Below are 16363 nucleotides of genomic sequence, written 5' to 3'. Positions count from 1 at the left end.
CACAGACAATTTGCTAGACGAGTCGACCCGATTCGAGGTCACGGAGTTCCTTCCTTGCTTATGCGTGAAACCCCTGTAGTGATTGATGGCCCGGTGGGTCAACTGGAAGCACTGTACCTGGACAATGAGCAGCTGCGTGGCCTGGCGCTCATCTGCCATCCGAACCCGGTGCAGGGCGGCACCATGCTCAACAAAGTGGTCTCGACCCTGCAGCGCACCGCGCGTGATGCCGGTTTGATTACTTTGCGCTTCAACTACCGTGGAGTCGGCGCCAGCGAAGGCACCCACGACATGGGTACCGGTGAAGTCGATGATGCCCAGGCTGTGGCCGAGTGGTTCCGGGCCAAACACCCGGAATTGCCGCTGACCCTGTTCGGTTTCTCCTTCGGTGGATTTGTTGCAGCAAGTCTCGGTGGACGTCTGGAAGCGAAGGGCGAACAGCTCAAGCACCTGTTCATGGTCGCGCCGGCGGTCATGCGCCTGGGCGATCAGGATCAGCTGCCGCAACAGGGCGAACTGACCCTGATCCAGCCGGAAACCGACGAAGTGATCGATCCGCAGCTGGTTTACGAATGGTCCGACAAGCTTGAACGTCCCCATGAGCTGCTGAAAGTGGCAGAATGCGGGCACTTTTTTCATGGCAAGCTGACCGATCTCAAGGATCTGATCCTGCCGCGTCTCTCGAATTGATTGCAGTCTGACAAGCGATTACCCATGACGACTCGTACCCGTATCCTCACCGGCATCACCACCACCGGCACGCCGCACCTGGGCAACTACGCTGGCGCCATCCGCCCGGCGATCGTCGCCAGCCGCGACAGCAATGCCGATTCGTTCTACTTCCTGGCCGACTACCATGCCCTGATCAAGTGCGATGACCCGCTGCGCATCCAGCGCTCGCGTCTGGAAATCGCCGCGACCTGGCTGGCCGGTGGCCTGGATGTCGACCGCGTGACCTTCTACCGCCAGTCCGACATCCCGGAAATCCCTGAGCTGACCTGGCTGCTGACCTGCGTTGCCGCCAAGGGCCTGCTCAATCGCGCCCATGCCTACAAGGCTTCGGTGGATAAGAACGTCGAGACCGGTGAAGACCCGGACGCCGGCATCACCATGGGCCTGTACAGCTACCCGGTACTGATGGCCGCGGACATCCTGATGTTCAATGCGCACAAGGTGCCGGTCGGTCGTGACCAGATCCAGCACGTGGAAATGGCGCGGGACATCGGTCAACGCTTCAACCATCTGTTTGGCCAGGGCAAAGAGTTCTTCACCATGCCCGAGGCGTTGATCGAAGAGAGCGTCGCCACGTTGCCGGGCCTGGATGGCCGCAAGATGTCGAAGAGCTACGACAACACCATCCCACTGTTCAGCAGCGCCAAAGAGATGAAGGACGCGATTTCGCGGATCGTCACCGACTCCCGCGCGCCGGGCGAAGCCAAGGATCCGGATAACTCGCACCTGTTCACCCTGTTCCAGGCGTTCGCCACCCCGGCGCAAGCCGACGAGTTCCGCAGCGAACTCTTGCAGGGCCTGGGTTGGGGCGAGGCGAAGAATCGTCTGTTCCAGCTGCTGGACAGCGAACTGGGCGAATCCCGCGAGCGTTATAACCAGCTGATCGAGCGTCCGGCGGATCTGGAAGACATCCTGCAGCACGGCGCGAAAAAGGCCCGTTCGGTAGCGACGCCGTTCCTCAACGAACTGCGTGAGGCGGTGGGCCTGCGCTCCTTCGTTGCCCAGACCCAAGTGGCGGCGACCACCAAGAAGAAAGCCGTGAAGGCTGCGCGTTTTGTCAGCTTCCGTGAAGACGACGGCAGTTTCCGCTTCCGTCTGCTGGCGGCCGATGGCGAACAACTGCTGCTGTCGCGCAACTTCGCCGACGGTAAAACCGCGGGGCAGGTGACCAAGCAACTGCAAGCGGGCCAGGATCTGGACGTGCGCAGTGAAGGCCTGGGCTTCAGCGTCTGGCTGGAAGGCGATTGCGTTGCCGACAGCCCGGCCTTTGCCGACAGCGCCGTGCGTGACGCTGCCATCGAAGCCTTGCGCATCGCCCTGACGCCGGTTCAGGAATAAACAACGGTTCGGCCCGACCAAGGGCCGATTGCCATTCCTCGGGGCCGTCGCTACAGTGTCGGCCCGTTTTTGTTGCCTTGCTAACGAATTATGACGCCCCTAGAACGATATCAAGCTGATCTGAAACGCCCGGAATTCTTCCATGACGCCGCACAGGAAACTGCCGTGCGTCATTTGCAGCGCCTTTACGACGACCTGGTCGCGGCCGAGCAAAACAAGCCGGGCCTGCTGGGCAAGTTGTTTGGCAAGAAGGATCAGACCCCGGTCAAGGGCCTGTATTTCTGGGGCGGCGTAGGTCGCGGCAAGACTTACCTGGTGGACACCTTCTTCGAAGCGCTGCCCTTCAAGGAAAAGTCCCGTACGCACTTCCACCGCTTCATGAAGCGCGTGCACGAAGAGATGAAGACCCTGAGCGGCGAGAAAAACCCGCTGACCATCATCGCCAAGCGTTTCGCCACCGAAGCCCGGGTCATCTGCTTCGATGAATTCTTCGTTTCCGACATCACCGACGCCATGATCCTTGGCACCCTGATGGAAGAACTGTTCAAGAACGGCGTGACCCTGGTCGCGACGTCGAACATCGTGCCGGACGGCCTGTACAAGGACGGCCTGCAACGCGCGCGCTTCCTGCCGGCCATTGCGCTGATCAAGCAGAATACCGAGATCGTCAACGTCGACAGCGGCGTGGACTATCGTCTGCGTCACCTCGAACAAGCCGAGCTGTTCCACTATCCGCTCGACGAGGCCGCCAACGAAAGCCTGCGCAAGAGCTTCCGGGCGCTGACGCCGGAATGCACGGCGGCGGTCGAAAATGACGTGCTGATGATCGAAAACCGTGAAATTCGTGCCGTGCGCACCTGCGATGACGTGGCCTGGTTCAACTTCCGCGAACTGTGTGACGGTCCACGCAGCCAGAACGATTACATCGAGCTGGGCAAGATCTTCCACGCCGTGCTGCTCAGCGATGTCGAGCAGATGAGCGTCACCACCGACGACATCGCTCGACGCTTCATCAACATGGTCGACGAGTTCTACGACCGTAACGTGAAGCTGATCATTTCTGCTGAAGTCGAGCTTAAAGACCTGTACACAGGTGGCCGCCTGAACTTCGAGTTCCAGCGAACCCTCAGCCGACTGCTGGAAATGCAATCCCACGAATTCCTGGCCCGGGCGCACAAGCCGTAGGACGATTCGGAAAATAAAAAAGGCCTGCACCTGCAGGCCTTTTTTGTCAGCGCAAATCCTCCGCCCACAGGTTTGTACATTGTTTTGAAGTCAAATGTCCTCGTTGAGATACTGCGCAAGCTCGTGCTGCCGTTGGCAACCAAGCAGCAGCCAAAGCAGAATTCTGGCTTTTCGCGGACATAGAAAACCCGCCATCGATGCGCCCTTGCGGATCAAGTCCATTTCACCACCGCCAAAACCGTAAGAGGCTCGTGCAGTGGAGCCGGAACCGGTTCGGGTCGCAATGATCACGGGGATTCGTTTGGCAATATGCTCAATCATTGTCGCCCAGCGCTGCGAGATGTGGCCGGCGCCGAAACCGCCGATCACCAGCCCGTCGTAATCGAGTGCGAGAATATTTTCCAGTAACAGGGTGTCGGCCGAAAGTGAGGCCTCAAGCAGCGCAACTTTCTGTGTGGTCTGTTGCGGCAACGGTAACACCGTGCGCGGTCCCGGCGGGCGCAGGTAGCGAACACGGTCTTCCAACAGTAGGCCCGCGGGCCCCACGACCGGAGAGGAAAACGCCTGCAATGCCAGCGAATCGGTTTTGCGTACGCTGCACGCTTGATGAATCTGTCCGTTCATCACGACCTGGACACCGCGCTGTCGGCTGTTCTGCACCAAGGCAACGCGACATGCATCCAGCAGATTGGCCGGTCCATCGGCACCTGGCTGCGCTGCGGAACGCATGGCACCGGTCAGCACCAAGGGGGTGTCGTAGGGCCACAGGTAATCCAAAAACACCGCGGCTTCTTCGAGAGTGTCGGTGCCCTGGGTTATCACGACCCCGACAGCGCCCTGTTTGACCTGAAACTCAGCCCAGGACAATACGTTCAGCAAATACTCGAAATCCAGGGACGCACTGGGCAGCAGGCCGAGGGTTTCGACGGTGACTCCGGCCAGTGTCGTCAGTTCCGGTATGGAAGTCAGCAGGGCTTCGCCGCTAACGGTCGGGATGACGCCTTCACCGGCATTGCTCGCTTGCATGCTTACCGTACCGCCAAGTGCCGCGATGGACAGTTTGGGCAGGTCCATGGGAAACCTCGCTTGTTTGTAATGAAAAGTGGCTGTATCCGCTTTTGAGGCCGCGATACAGCCGAATGGCTGGGGCATTAATCAGCGATCAGAAAGCCGATCAGCGGCACGATCAGCAGTGTGCTGATGGCCATCGACAGTACGTTGGCGATGTAGGCGTGCATGTCGACCGGTAATTTCCTGGCAATCACACAGGCCAGCGGTGGTGCGAGCAATGCCCCCAGCAGTGCACTTGAGACGATAATCTGCCAGCTGCCGCCATAGGCCAGGATCGCCGCGGGCACCACTGAAACCAGCGGGATGTAAGTGGGATACCAGCCGCGCAACATCCATTGTTGACGCCAGATCAGCACGCCGATGGCCGAGGCCAATGCCTGCGCGCCGATGATGTGCAGCAACAGGCCCGATCCGTACGCGGGGCTTGAAGGGTTCAAGCTGTACGCCAGCAATGCACCCAGTATCAGTCCAAGGCTGGCCAGCTCATTGCCGAAGAACGGTGCTTCGGAAAAGTCCGCCAGAATCCGGCGCAGGCTCCAGATGACGCCATAGTCGGGCGCGTTGGCGGGGGCGATCGAGGCGGGTGGCGCTTCCGACGAGCTGGATTTCACCAGGTTCGGCCAATAGCGGCAGAACAGAAACGCCAGGATGCTGGCAACCGCCATGCCCAGCACATTGCCAATCACTGAAGGCAAGGCCAGCGGTTGGCACACGTAGTTGACGATCAGCAGGCACATCGGTGTGACGAGTACGGCGCCCATGAGTGCGCCGTTGATCGTGACCCTCCAGCCTCCGCCAAACATCAGCACCATCGCCGCTGGCAGCGAGACGAATGCTACGAATGTGGGTTGCCAGGTTGTGCCTGTCACCGTCCAGCCCCACAGCAGATTGCTCAGCAGCAGCCCGAGCAACGAACTGGTGACCAGCCAGGGCCAAAGTCCCGTTCCATAGGAGATGGCAAACCCTTGCCAGGATTTCCCCGTTCGATTCGCCCAGTAAGCCAGATAAGCGCCCGCCAGCAGGCCGATCGAGGCGAACTCGTGCTTGTAGAAAGCCACCTCGCTGATGTCACCTAACACCCAACGCAACCAGGCACTCGGTTCGGGTAGCAGCGATACCATGTCGCCGTACCCGGGCCAATGCGCTCCCCAGAAAGTCCGGTTGCTGAAAGAAAGCCAGACGATCAGCAGTGTCGCGCCGATCATTAGCAGGACGACGGCTGTATCAATCGGTGATTTGCGCGATGGTTGGTTTTTGTCGGTTGTAACTTCCATGCGATAGGCCTCCTGATCAACGTGGGAGGCAAGGGTGTTGGGTGTAGCCGAGCATCTGATCGTAAAGATCGGCTCGGCGATCGCGATGCAGATCGTTCAGGTTGTTCCAGATGGGCGCACTGCGGGAGCTGGTCAGGTCGACATCGGCAAACAGGATTTCCTGCCTGTCTGCCGAAGCCACGGCGCCAATCGGCCAGCCGTTGGTTCCGGCAATCAACGAGCAACCCAGGTAGCGCGCGCCGCGCTCCTCGCCGATCCGGCTGGCGGCAGCGATAAACACGTTGTTGACGTGGGCGGCGGTCATCGTCAGATACGACGCCATGCACTTACCGGCATCGTCGAACAGCGGCGGCGGTGTCCAGACCCAGTTGTTCAGGCTGCAAATGATGTCTGCGCCTTGCTGGGCGAGGATCCGTGGCACCTCCGGGAACCAGATGTCCCAGCAGATCAACAGCCCGATGCGGCCGATCGGTGTGTCGAAAACCGGGAAACCCAGGTCGCCGGGGGTGAACCAGAGCTTCTCCAGATTCCACAAATGGGCTTTGCGGTACTTGCCGATAAAACCGTCTGGTCCCACCAGAACGCCGGTGTTGAAGAGTCGCATGCCGTCGCGTTCGGCCAGACCGGCCACGAGGTAAACGTTGTGTTCTCGGGCGAAGTCGATCCAGCACTGCACGCTTGGCCCGTCGGGAACCGCTTCGGCATGGGCGAAGGCATCCTGTCGATTGCTGAAGAAATAGCCGGTATTGGAGAGCTCGGGCAGAACGATGAGATTCGCACCGCCGTTTACCGCTTCAAGCGCCAATTCCAGGCTGCGACGCAGATTACCTACACATTTCTCGATGCCGACTTGTGGATCGAATTGCACGACTGCTACACGAGCAGGGCTTGTTGGCTCAGTCATTCCGTCGTTCCTCTTTTTATTGTTTTTCAAGCTGTTAAATGGCGTGTGTATAAGAGGGGAATCAGGAATGGGGTGTAAGTCAGCTACTTCCGTTTAGGTCGTAGTCCTTGTCCTAAAGTGGATCAGAGTGATGTTTGATGGCAGTGGGTAGCCGGTGCGAGAGGTAGAGCCATGTATTGCGTGCATGGCTCTGGAACGGGGATGTGATCAGATTTTGAGTTGGTAGTGCGGGTAGTCGCTCAAGGAAAATCCGCCATTGAAGATCGCGGCGGTTTTGTTGCAGATATGAATCACTGCATCGACAGCACCGCGAAAACATGGCTCCGTCCAACCGGCATCGACTGAAAATGACTCGCCGGACAAATATAAGCCTGATAAATGAGCAAGGTCCCGGTTGTACTTCATCAGGCCGACGGCATCGTAGTAGGTGCCCGGTCGGTAAAGCTTGGCACAGCCCAGAGCATTTTTATCAGTGATCCAACGCTGAACCACCGCCTGATCAATGCCGATGTAGGGAGAGATTTTTTCCTGGACGTTGGCAGAGTTCATGAGTATGCGATCCAGCTCTTCGGCGCATTTTGATACCAACTCCTTATCGCTGAATGAGGCGAGCTTGGTTGCGTCATCTTCCCAGGTATAACTCAGCAGGATGCAGTCGTAGCTGTAATTGTCGTTGTAGCGGTAGGTATAGACATCATGGATAAAACTGTCGGTTACGATGGCTTGCGGGATGTTTTTGTTTTTCGAGAGAAATGATTTTTTCAGCGGTGCAAACACTTTGCAGCTTGTTTCCCAGTGTGCGGTTTTGTAGGCGTTAATCGTCTCGAAAGGCAGCATCTCCCGGGTGAAATTTTCGAGCTTGATTCGAGTTTCAATCAGCCAGGAGGGTAGTGTCATGATGACCGAGTCAAAGTCATCAAATTGCTCCTGGATTTGCTCGGGTTGACTGTGTTTCCAGTTGTAATAGACGCGTATTTTTTGATTGGTCAGCTTTTCCAGTTTTGTGACGGATGAGTCGGTGAGAAGCCCATTGCTTCTTTCGAGGCAATGTTCGTAGATGGATTTTCCGGTTTCGTCGGTTTTCACAAACAGCAGGCATTCGTCCAAAGCGGCGAGGCCGATGTAGCGGGGCCTGTCGAAACTCTGCCCCATTGAGTCAAAAACGGTTTCGCTATTCAGGTAGGGCGAATCCAGTGGATCGCCGTTTGAGTCCACTCGACCATGGATCAGTTGCAATTGGCTGCTGAAACCGAAAATCGCGGTACGCAGAGGGTAGAGGCAGCAGACGTCGTAAAAAGCTCCCCAGCTACCGTCACCTATACCTATCGCGTAAAAAATTGCGGACTCTTGCGCAGACATTCCCATTCCGCCGAAATCCCCGGGTGAGCGGCCATCCCAAGCTTCCAGTGCTGGCATACTGACCAGGTCGCGGAACGAGACACTCTCGTATTTTTCAACGATAGAAGCCCATATGGCTTCCCATTCCTGGCTCGCATAAAGCTCAGCAACGTGGCGGGTCATACGATCGGCAAAGGCTTTCCACTTGGAATAAACCTTTTGCAATTCATCGCCGGGAGGCGGGGTGACGCCGTCTGCGTTTTTCCATATCAACATTTGCGGCGCCGATCCGCCGCCCATGCTGCCCTCCCGGAGATAGATGCCTGTCGAGTTAACCCATTGGCTACCGGGGTTGGCGAAGTCTGAAAAAGCCAATTCAAATTGATTGGCGTAGTAAGCCATCAGCGACCGACCTTCTGTCGGTGGCTCATCCGCCCGGTTGAAGAAGGGCATGCGCATGGCGCCCATTTCAAATGGTGTATGGCTTGCTGCCGAGTTTTGGCTACCGGGAACGGTCAGATGCCTGCCGCCGATGCGTCTGGATTGTTCGATGAGAGTGATATGGGTAAAGCCGCAGCGATAGAGTTCTCTGGCGGCGGTCAGGCCTGTGACGCCGGCGCCGATGATGCAGATTTTATGTTGCGGGTCAGTAGCCCTGGCGATGCCGTTTTCCTGTTCTACCAGTGCACGATAGTCAAAGCACAAGTCCGGTGGATTGGGAAAGCGAGCTGCCCATTTGTTTTCAGCCGAGCGCTTTGTTCGGGCGGCCTCCTTGGCGATGTATGAAGGGTAGTTGTAGCTTGATCCGATAGTCATGGTTGATCTTCCCTGATGGTGTTTGCAGGGAAGATTTTGAAGTTTTTTGAGGGGCTGCGTCTGTGGGCGGGGTTGGGTTCTCCGGCGCTCTGTATTCTGCTTTTTGTGTCGGAAAATTCACCGCGAAAGAACTGCGTGGCCGGCGCAAGATTCTATGTGGAAGCGAGCAGGCTCGCTTCCACATGGGATTTGTTCGAGGCCTGAGGCCTACGCCGCCTGCTGAAACTGCTGCCGATACTGGTTCGGTGACAACTCCGTGTGCTGGCGGAACAGTCGTGCGAAGAAGCTCGCATCGTCATAGCCAACTTCATAGCTGATGGTCTTGATGCTCTTGCGGCTGCCGGACAGCAAGCCCTTGGCAGTTTCGATGCGCAGGCGTTGCAGGTAATGCAATGGCTTGTCGCCGGTGGCGGTCTGGAAGCGGCGCATGAAGTTGCGGATGCTCATGCCGTGCTCGCGGGCGACGTCCTCGAAACGAAACTTGTCGGCGAAGTGTTCTTCGAGCCAGTGCTGGATCTGCAGGATGATCACGTCCTGGTGCAGCTTCTGCCCGCCGAATCCAATCCGTCCCGGTGAATAGCTGCGCTGCACTTCATAGAGGATGTCCCGGGCCACGGCCTGGGACACGTTGGCGCCGCAGAAGCGCTCGATCAGGTAAATGTACAGGTCGCATGCCGAGGTGGTGCCGCCGGCGCAGTACAGGTTATCGGCGTCGGTCAGGTGCTTGTCCTGATTGAGCTGGACCTGGGGGAAGCGTTCGGCGAAGGCATTGAAGAAGCGCCAGTAGGTGGTCGCTTCCTTGCCATTGAGCAGCCCGGCTTCGGCCAGCCAGAAAACACCGGTGGCCTCGCCGCACAGTACGGCGCCGCGGGCATGTTGCTGGCGCAGCCAGGGCAGGACTTGCGGATAACGTTTGCAGAGGCTGTCGAAATCGTCCCAGAACGCGGGAAGAATGATGATGTCGGCGTTTTCCAGCCCGCCATCCACCGGGATCATCACATCGCTGAAGGTGTTGACCGGTTTGCCGTCGGGGCTGACCAGGCGGGTTTCGAACGCCGGTGTCAGGCCCTGGCCCAGCTGTTTGCCGTAGCGCAGGCTGGCGAGGTGGAAGAAATCCTTGGCTTGCATGAGGGTGGAAGCGAAAACCCGGTCGATGGCCAGGATGCTGACGCGCCGCAGGGGCGTGGAGGCTTGGTTAGACATAATTCAACTTTATTTTTATAGGGGGAAGTGGTCACCAGACGGCTGGATCGTCTTATTTTTTGTCGGATGTGTCCAGTGTCCTGTATCGGAAGCGAGGCATAGTCTCTGAAGGTCAACTCCTTCTAAAAACAAAGAAAAGGTGCCGCATGATCCCCAGAACCCTGTTCAGTTCCGAGCACGAGCTTTTCCGTGACAGCGTGCGGACGTTCCTCGAAAAAGAGGCGGTGCCGTTCCATGGGCAATGGGAAAAACAGGGCTATATCGACCGCAAGCTGTGGAACAAGGCGGGGGAGGCGGGGATGCTGTGTTCGCACCTGCCGGAAGAGTACGGCGGCCTGGGGGCGGACTTTCTCTACAGTGCGGTGGTGATCGAAGAAGTGGGGCGACTGGGCCTGACCGGCATCGGTTTTTCCCTGCACTCGGACATCGTGGCGCCGTACATCCTGCATTACGGCAGTGAAGCGCTGAAGCATAAATACCTGCCGAAACTGGTGTCCGGCGAGATGGTTACCGCAATCGCCATGACTGAGCCGGGCGCCGGTTCCGATCTGCAAGGGGTGAAAACCACGGCCGTGCTCGATGGCGATGAGTACGTGATCAACGGCTCCAAGACATTCATCACCAACGGCTACCTGGCCGATCTGGTGATCGTCGTCGCCAAGACCGATCCGAAGGCCGGCGCGAAGGGCACCAGTCTGTTTCTGGTGGAAGCCAATACGCCGGGCTTCGACAAGGGCAAGCGCCTGGAGAAAGTCGGGATGAAAGCCCAGGACACCTCGGAGCTGTTCTTCCAGGACGTGCGTGTGCCCAAGGAAAACCTGCTGGGGCAGGCTGGGATGGGCTTTGCCTACCTGATGCAGGAGTTGCCCCAGGAGCGCCTCACGGTGGCCATTGGCGGGCTGGCTTCAGCGGAAGCGGCGCTGCAATGGACGCTGGACTACACCCGCGAGCGCAAGGCGTTCGGCAAGTCGATCGCGGATTTCCAGAACACCCGGTTCAAACTGGCGGAGATGGCCACGGAAATCCAGATCGGCCGCGTCTTCGTCGACCGCTGCCTGGAACTGCACCTGCAAGGCAAGCTCGATGTGCCGACGGCGGCGATGGCCAAGTACTGGGGCACCGACCTGCAATGCAAGGTGCTCGACGAGTGCGTGCAGTTGCACGGTGGCTACGGGTTTATGTGGGAGTACCCGATCGCGCGGGCGTGGGCGGATGCGCGGGTGCAGCGGATCTATGCCGGCACCAATGAAATCATGAAGGAGATCATTGCGCGGTCGCTTTGAATTTGCGGTGACTGGGCGGACGCTTTCGCGAGCAAGCCCGCTCTTACATTTAATCGAGCTCTCCCAGGGGAATGCGGTCGAATGTGGGAGCGGGCTTGCTCGCGAATGCTGTTTATCTATCGATCAAGGCGCCGGATTCGGGTGATCCTTGTGAATCGCCTCGATCCCTTCCAGCACTTCCTCCGACAGCTTCAAGTCGAAACTGGCGATGTTGCTCTCCAGTTGCTCCATCGTCGTCGCACCAATGATGTTGCTGGTCACGAATGGCTGCTGCGTCACGAACGCCAAGGCCATTTGTGCTGGGTCCAGGCCGTGCTCGCGAGCAAGGGCCACATAACGGCTGCAGGCCGCTTCCGACTGCGGGTTGAAATAGCGGCTGAAGCGGCTGTAGAGGCTCAGGCGACCTTTTGGCGGGCGGGCGCCACCTTCGTACTTGCCCGACAGGAAACCGAACGCCAGCGGCGAATAGGCGAGCAGGCCGCACTGTTCGCGGATGGCGATTTCTGCAAGGCCGACTTCGAAGCTGCGGTTGAGCAGGTTGTACGGGTTCTGGATCGACACGGCGCGTGGCCAGCCTCGGGCTTCGGCCAGGGCCAGGAAGCGCATGGTGCCCCATGGCGTCTCGTTGGACAGGCCGATGTGGCGGATCTTGCCGGCGCGAACCTGCTCGTCCAGCGCTTCGAGGGTGTCTTCGAGCGGGGTCAGGTTGGCTTCGATCTTGTGCTTGTAGCCCAGTTGTCCGAAAAAGTTGGTGCTGCGCTCCGGCCAGTGCAATTGGTACAGGTCGATGTAATCGGTCTGCAGGCGCTGGAGGCTGGCGTCCACCGCTTCGCTGATGTGCTGGCGGTTGTGGCGCAGGTTTTTATCGCGGATGTAGTCGATGGTGTTGCCGGGGCCGGCGATCTTGCTGGCCAGGATCCAGTCGGCGCGGTCACCGCGGCTTTTGAAGTAATTGCCTATATAGCGTTCGGTGGTGGCGTAGGTTTCGGCCTTGGGTGGCACCGGGTACATCTCGGCGGTGTCGATGAAGTTGATCCCTGCGCTCTTGGCCCGTTCAATCTGGGCGAAGGCGTCTGCCTCGCTGTTTTGCTCGCCCCAGGTCATGGTTCCGAGGCAGAGGGCACTCACGTTCAGATTGGTCCGGCCTAGCTGGCGATAGTCCATCGGGTGCTCCTTGGGCAAAACAATCATAAAAGCAGGTTGAATTATTTTTCGCAATCTGCATAATTGCGCACCTCTTTCTGCAGTGGAAGTGATGCGCCGCCGCCGAAGAATCTTGCCGTTGAACGGACGCGCCGACCCGAGCCCCCGAAAGCGTCTGTATCCGGCTGCCTTTGACTTGTCAAAGTACGCACTATTCAGTAAGATCCGCCGTCTAATTTACAGGGCGGCCCCTGAGGCTATAAAGAATGAAGACTTTTACTGCTAAACCGGAAACAGTAAAGCGCGACTGGTTTGTCGTCGACGCTGCTGGTCAGACCCTGGGTCGTCTGGCCACCGAAATCGCGAGCCGTCTGCGTGGCAAGCACAAGCCTGAGTACACTCCTCACGTTGACACCGGCGACTACATCGTCGTAATCAATGCTGAGCAGATCCGTGTTACCGGTGCTAAAACCACTGACAAAATGTACTACTCCCACTCCGGTTTCCCGGGCGGCATCAAGTCGATCAACTTTGAAAAGCTGATCGCCAAGGCCCCTGAGCGCGTGATCGAGACCGCGGTCAAAGGCATGCTGCCTAAGAACCCGCTGGGTCGCGACATGTACCGTAAGCTGAAAGTCTATGCGGGCGCTGCACACCCACATACTGCTCAGCAGCCCCAAGAACTGAAGTTTTAACGGAATAGTACATTATGTCGGCGACTCAAAATTACGGCACTGGCCGTCGCAAGACCGCAACCGCACGCGTTTTCCTGCGTCCGGGTACTGGTAACATCTCCATCAACAACCGTTCGCTGGATAATTTCTTCGGCCGCGAAACTGCCCGCATGGTAGTTCGTCAGCCGCTGGAATTGACTGAGACTGTCGAGAAGTTCGACATCTACGTCACCGTGATCGGCGGTGGTGTGAGTGGTCAGGCTGGCGCAATCCGCCACGGCATCACTCGTGCTCTGATGGACTACGACGAGACTCTGCGCAGCGCCCTGCGTAAAGCCGGCTTCGTAACCCGCGATGCTCGTGAAGTTGAACGTAAGAAAGTCGGTCTGCGTAAAGCGCGTAAGCGTCCGCAGTACTCGAAGCGTTAATTCGCTTTCACGTTCAAAAAAAGAACGCCCAGTTTCCTCACGGAGCTGGGCGTTTTTTTATGTCTGCGATTTATCAAAGAATTGCGCTGTGACAACTTGCCACATCCGCAGACGCCCTATACTACAAGGCTTGGGGGTGATGGGCTCCGGTAATTACCTTGTCAGAATTGGGGCTTTTCATTACCATTCGGCAAAATTTTTATAAGTACATAGTTTTACTTAGTAGATGCCTGATTTAACAGGCCACAAAGCTGATGGGAGAGGACTGAATGAGCAATGACGGCGTGAATGCAGGCCGGCGTCGCTTCTTGGTAGCAGCCACATCCGTGGTGGGTGCTGCAGGAGCGGTGGGGGCTGCGGTCCCGTTCGTGGGGTCATGGTTTCCCAGTGCCAAGGCGAAAGCCGCAGGTGCACCGGTGAAAGTGAATGTCAGCAAAATCGAGCCAGGCCAGCAGATGATTGCTGAGTGGCGCGGCCAGCCGGTGTTCATCGTCCGCCGTACACAGGAAATCCTGGGGAATCTGAAGAAGATCGAGGGCCAGCTCGCTGACCCGACCTCCAAGAACTCGACACAACCGACTTACGTTGATCCGGAAACCCGTTCGATCAAACCCGAGGTCCTGCTGCTGATCGGTATCTGCACGCACCTGGGTTGCTCGCCGACCTTCCGTCCCGAAGTGGCACCTGCGGATCTGGGTAAAGACTGGGTAGGCGGCTATTTCTGCCCTTGTCACGGTTCCCACTACGATCTGGCCGGTCGCGTCTACAAGTCGCAGCCTGCGCCTTTGAACCTGCCAGTTCCCCCGCATTCCTATGAGACCGATGAAATCATTATCATTGGCGTCGATACGGAGAAAGCGTGATGAGCAAGTTCATGGATTGGGTTGATGCACGCTTTCCCGCCACCAAGATGTGGGAAGACCATCTCAGCAAGTATTACGCTCCGAAGAACTTCAACTTCTTCTACTTCTTTGGCTCCCTGGCGCTGCTCGTTCTGGTCAACCAGATCGTCACCGGTGTCTGGCTGACCATGAGCTACAACCCGTCGGCGGAAGAGGCTTTCGCTTCCGTCGAATACATCATGCGTGACGTCGAGTACGGCTCGATCCTGCGTCTGCTGCACTCCACCGGCGCTTCGGCGTTCTTCATCGTGGTCTATCTGCACATGTTCCGTGGCCTGCTCTACGGTTCGTACCAGAAGCCGCGTGAGCTGGTGTGGGTCTTCGGCATGCTGATCTACCTTGCGCTGATGGCCGAAGCCTTCATGGGCTACCTGCTGCCATGGGGCCAGATGTCCTACTGGGGTGCCCAGGTGATCATCTCGCTGTTCGGTGCGATCCCTGTCATCGGCAACGACCTGACCCAGTGGATCCGTGGTGACTACCTGATTTCCGGTATTACCCTGAACCGCTTCTTTGCCCTGCACGTGGTTGCCCTGCCGATCGTTATCCTGGGTCTGGTGGTGCTGCACATCCTGGCCTTGCACGAAGTCGGTTCGAACAACCCGGACGGCGTGGACATCAAGAAGCACAAGGACGAAAACGGCATACCGCTGGACGGCATTGCCTTCCACCCGTACTACACCGTGAAAGATATCGTCGGCGTGGTGGTGTTCCTGTTCATCTTCTGCTCGATCGTGTTCTTCTTCCCGGAAATGGGCGGCTACTTCCTCGAAAAGCCGAACTTTGAAGTGGCGAACGCCTTCAAGACCCCAGAGCACATCGCTCCGGTCTGGTACTTCACCCCGTTCTACGCCATCTTGCGTGCGATTCCGGACAAGCTCCTGGGCGTAATCGCCATGGGCGCGGCCATCGCTGTGCTGTTCGTCCTGCCGTGGCTGGACCGTAGTCCGGTCAAGTCGATGCGCTACAAGGGCTGGCTGAGCAAGATCTGGCTCTGGGTGTTCTGCATCGCATTCGTGATCCTGGGCGTGCTGGGCGTATTGGCCCCAACCCCTGAGCGTACGTTGCTGTCGCAGGTATGTACCTTCCTGTACTTCGCCTACTTCATTCTGATGCCGTTCTACACCAGGCTCGAGAAGACCAAACCGGTTCCGGAAAGGGTGACTGGCTGATGAAAAAACTATTTGCTGTATTGATGCTTGCTGCGCTGCCAGTGTTTGCTTTCGCAGCTGAACACGGTGGCCCCGAGCTGGAAAAAGTCGATATTGACGTTTCCGATAAAGCAGCCATGCAGGACGGCGCACGTACGTTCGCCAACTACTGCATGGGTTGCCACAGTGCCAAGTTCCAACGCTATGAGCGTGTTGCCGACGACCTGGGCATTCCCCATGAGTTGATGCTCGAGAAGCTGATGTTCACGGGTGCCAAGATCGGCGACCACATGAGCATCGGCATGCAGCCGGCGGACGCCAAGGCTTGGTTTGGAGCGGCGCCACCGGACCTGACCCTGGTTGCCCGTGTTCGCGGCACCGACTGGCTCTACGGTTACCTGAGGTCGTTCTACGAAGATCCTGCGCGCCCATGGGGCGTGAACAACAAGGTTTTCCCGAACGTGGGTATGCCTAACGTCCTGGCCGGCCTGCAAGGTCGCCAGGTGGTTGGTTGCAAACAGGTTCAGATCGTCGAAGACGGCAAGAAGCAATATGATCCTCTGACTGGTACGGCGCTGACTCATGAAGCGTGCGATCAGTTGACCATCGTGCCGAAAAGCGGTGCCCTGACTGCAGAGCAGTTCGATGAGAAGGTCAAGAATCTGGTAACCTTCCTGGCTTACTCGGCTAACCCGGTTAAGCTGCAACATCAGCGCATCGGTACATACGTATTGTTGTACCTGGCGTTCTTCTTCGTCTTCGCTTACCTGCTCAAGCGCGAATACTGGAAAGACGTGCACTGATAAAGCTTCAAGCTATTGCTGTTAATCGCGCGCGCCCAAGGGCGCCTCTGAAGATGTAGCGAAACTGGTGATCCAGTCGTTACGAGAGGCGCCCTCTGGGCGCGCTCGTTTTTGAGCT

General features: G+C 57.8%; 15 protein-coding genes. 9 read left to right on the top strand and 6 right to left on the bottom strand.

Annotation, left to right across the window (positions count from 1 at the left end; all coding sequences use genetic code 11):
* Nucleotides 1-60 precede the first annotated feature (60 nt).
* From KGA96_RS06630 to zapE, 3 genes are all read left to right on the top strand, one after another.
* Nucleotides 61-690, top strand: coding sequence for an alpha/beta hydrolase (locus tag KGA96_RS06630; protein ID WP_046041902.1), 630 nt, complete (start codon nucleotides 61-63; stop codon nucleotides 688-690).
* 24 nt (nucleotides 691-714) lie between these two features.
* The gene (locus KGA96_RS06625; RefSeq protein WP_046041903.1) at nucleotides 715-2070 is read left to right on the top strand and encodes a tryptophan--tRNA ligase; all 1356 of its coding nucleotides are present in this window, start codon (nucleotides 715-717) and stop codon (nucleotides 2068-2070) included.
* A gap of 90 nt (nucleotides 2071-2160) precedes the next feature.
* Nucleotides 2161-3255, top strand: coding sequence for a cell division protein ZapE (gene zapE / locus KGA96_RS06620; RefSeq protein ID WP_046041904.1), 1095 nt, complete (start codon nucleotides 2161-2163; stop codon nucleotides 3253-3255).
* Nucleotides 3256-3345: 90 nt separating this feature from the next.
* Here zapE and KGA96_RS06615 read toward each other — a convergent pair whose 3' ends face one another.
* The 5 genes from KGA96_RS06615 to KGA96_RS06595 all read right to left on the bottom strand — a co-directional run bounded on the left by KGA96_RS06615 (nucleotide 3346) and on the right by KGA96_RS06595 (nucleotide 9786).
* The gene (locus KGA96_RS06615; RefSeq protein ID WP_046041905.1) at nucleotides 3346-4329 is read right to left on the bottom strand and encodes an asparaginase; all 984 of its coding nucleotides are present in this window, start codon (nucleotides 4327-4329) and stop codon (nucleotides 3346-3348) included.
* A gap of 77 nt (nucleotides 4330-4406) precedes the next feature.
* Entirely contained in the window at nucleotides 4407-5600 is a 1194-nt protein-coding gene (locus KGA96_RS06610) for a membrane protein (RefSeq protein WP_046041906.1), read from the bottom strand.
* A 16-nt stretch (nucleotides 5601-5616) separates the two neighbouring features.
* Nucleotides 5617-6504: a nitrilase family protein gene (locus tag KGA96_RS06605; RefSeq protein ID WP_046041907.1), complete on the bottom strand. Its 888-nt coding sequence runs from the start codon at nucleotides 6502-6504 to the stop codon at nucleotides 5617-5619.
* Nucleotides 6505-6711: 207 nt separating this feature from the next.
* On the bottom strand, nucleotides 6712-8658 hold the full coding sequence (locus KGA96_RS06600; protein ID WP_046041908.1) for a flavin monoamine oxidase family protein: 1947 nt from the start codon (nucleotides 8656-8658) through the stop codon (nucleotides 6712-6714).
* Nucleotides 8659-8865: 207 nt separating this feature from the next.
* Nucleotides 8866-9786 (bottom strand): GlxA family transcriptional regulator, encoded by a 921-nt coding sequence (locus KGA96_RS06595; RefSeq protein ID WP_172435333.1) that lies wholly within the window; start codon nucleotides 9784-9786, stop codon nucleotides 8866-8868.
* Between the two features lie 221 nt (nucleotides 9787-10007).
* Here KGA96_RS06595 and KGA96_RS06590 point away from each other — a divergent pair, with 221 nt between their 5' ends.
* A complete protein-coding gene (locus tag KGA96_RS06590) occupies nucleotides 10008-11144 on the top strand; it encodes an acyl-CoA dehydrogenase family protein (RefSeq protein ID WP_046041911.1) in 1137 nt (378 codons plus the stop codon).
* 123 nt (nucleotides 11145-11267) lie between these two features.
* Here KGA96_RS06590 and KGA96_RS06585 read toward each other — a convergent pair whose 3' ends face one another.
* A complete protein-coding gene (locus KGA96_RS06585; RefSeq protein ID WP_046041912.1) occupies nucleotides 11268-12308 on the bottom strand; it encodes an NADP(H)-dependent aldo-keto reductase in 1041 nt (346 codons plus the stop codon).
* Between the two features lie 245 nt (nucleotides 12309-12553).
* Between KGA96_RS06585 and rplM the strand changes: the two genes are divergently transcribed.
* The 5 genes from rplM to KGA96_RS06560 all read left to right on the top strand — a co-directional run bounded on the left by rplM (nucleotide 12554) and on the right by KGA96_RS06560 (nucleotide 16245).
* Entirely contained in the window at nucleotides 12554-12982 is a 429-nt protein-coding gene (gene rplM / locus KGA96_RS06580; RefSeq protein ID WP_007917032.1) for a 50S ribosomal protein L13, read from the top strand.
* A gap of 14 nt (nucleotides 12983-12996) precedes the next feature.
* A complete protein-coding gene (gene rpsI, locus KGA96_RS06575; protein WP_003228056.1) occupies nucleotides 12997-13389 on the top strand; it encodes a 30S ribosomal protein S9 in 393 nt (130 codons plus the stop codon).
* Nucleotides 13390-13658: 269 nt separating this feature from the next.
* Nucleotides 13659-14252: a ubiquinol-cytochrome c reductase iron-sulfur subunit gene (gene petA, locus KGA96_RS06570; RefSeq protein WP_046041913.1), complete on the top strand. Its 594-nt coding sequence runs from the start codon at nucleotides 13659-13661 to the stop codon at nucleotides 14250-14252.
* Nucleotides 14252-15463, top strand: a complete 1212-nt coding sequence (locus KGA96_RS06565; RefSeq protein ID WP_008016686.1) for a cytochrome b — start codon at nucleotides 14252-14254, stop codon at nucleotides 15461-15463. Before petA ends, KGA96_RS06565 begins: the two co-directional genes overlap by 1 nt.
* Complete coding sequence (locus tag KGA96_RS06560; RefSeq protein ID WP_046041914.1) at nucleotides 15463-16245, top strand: cytochrome c1; 783 nt, start codon at nucleotides 15463-15465, stop codon at nucleotides 16243-16245. The genes KGA96_RS06565 and KGA96_RS06560 overlap by 1 nt, the downstream gene beginning before the upstream one ends.
* Nucleotides 16246-16363: the final 118 nt, after the last annotated feature.

Source organism: Pseudomonas sp. GL-R-26 (assembly GCF_019947365.1).
Lineage (GTDB): Bacteria > Pseudomonadota > Gammaproteobacteria > Pseudomonadales > Pseudomonadaceae > Aquipseudomonas.
This window is presented reverse-complemented; position numbering and strand designations above follow the sequence as displayed.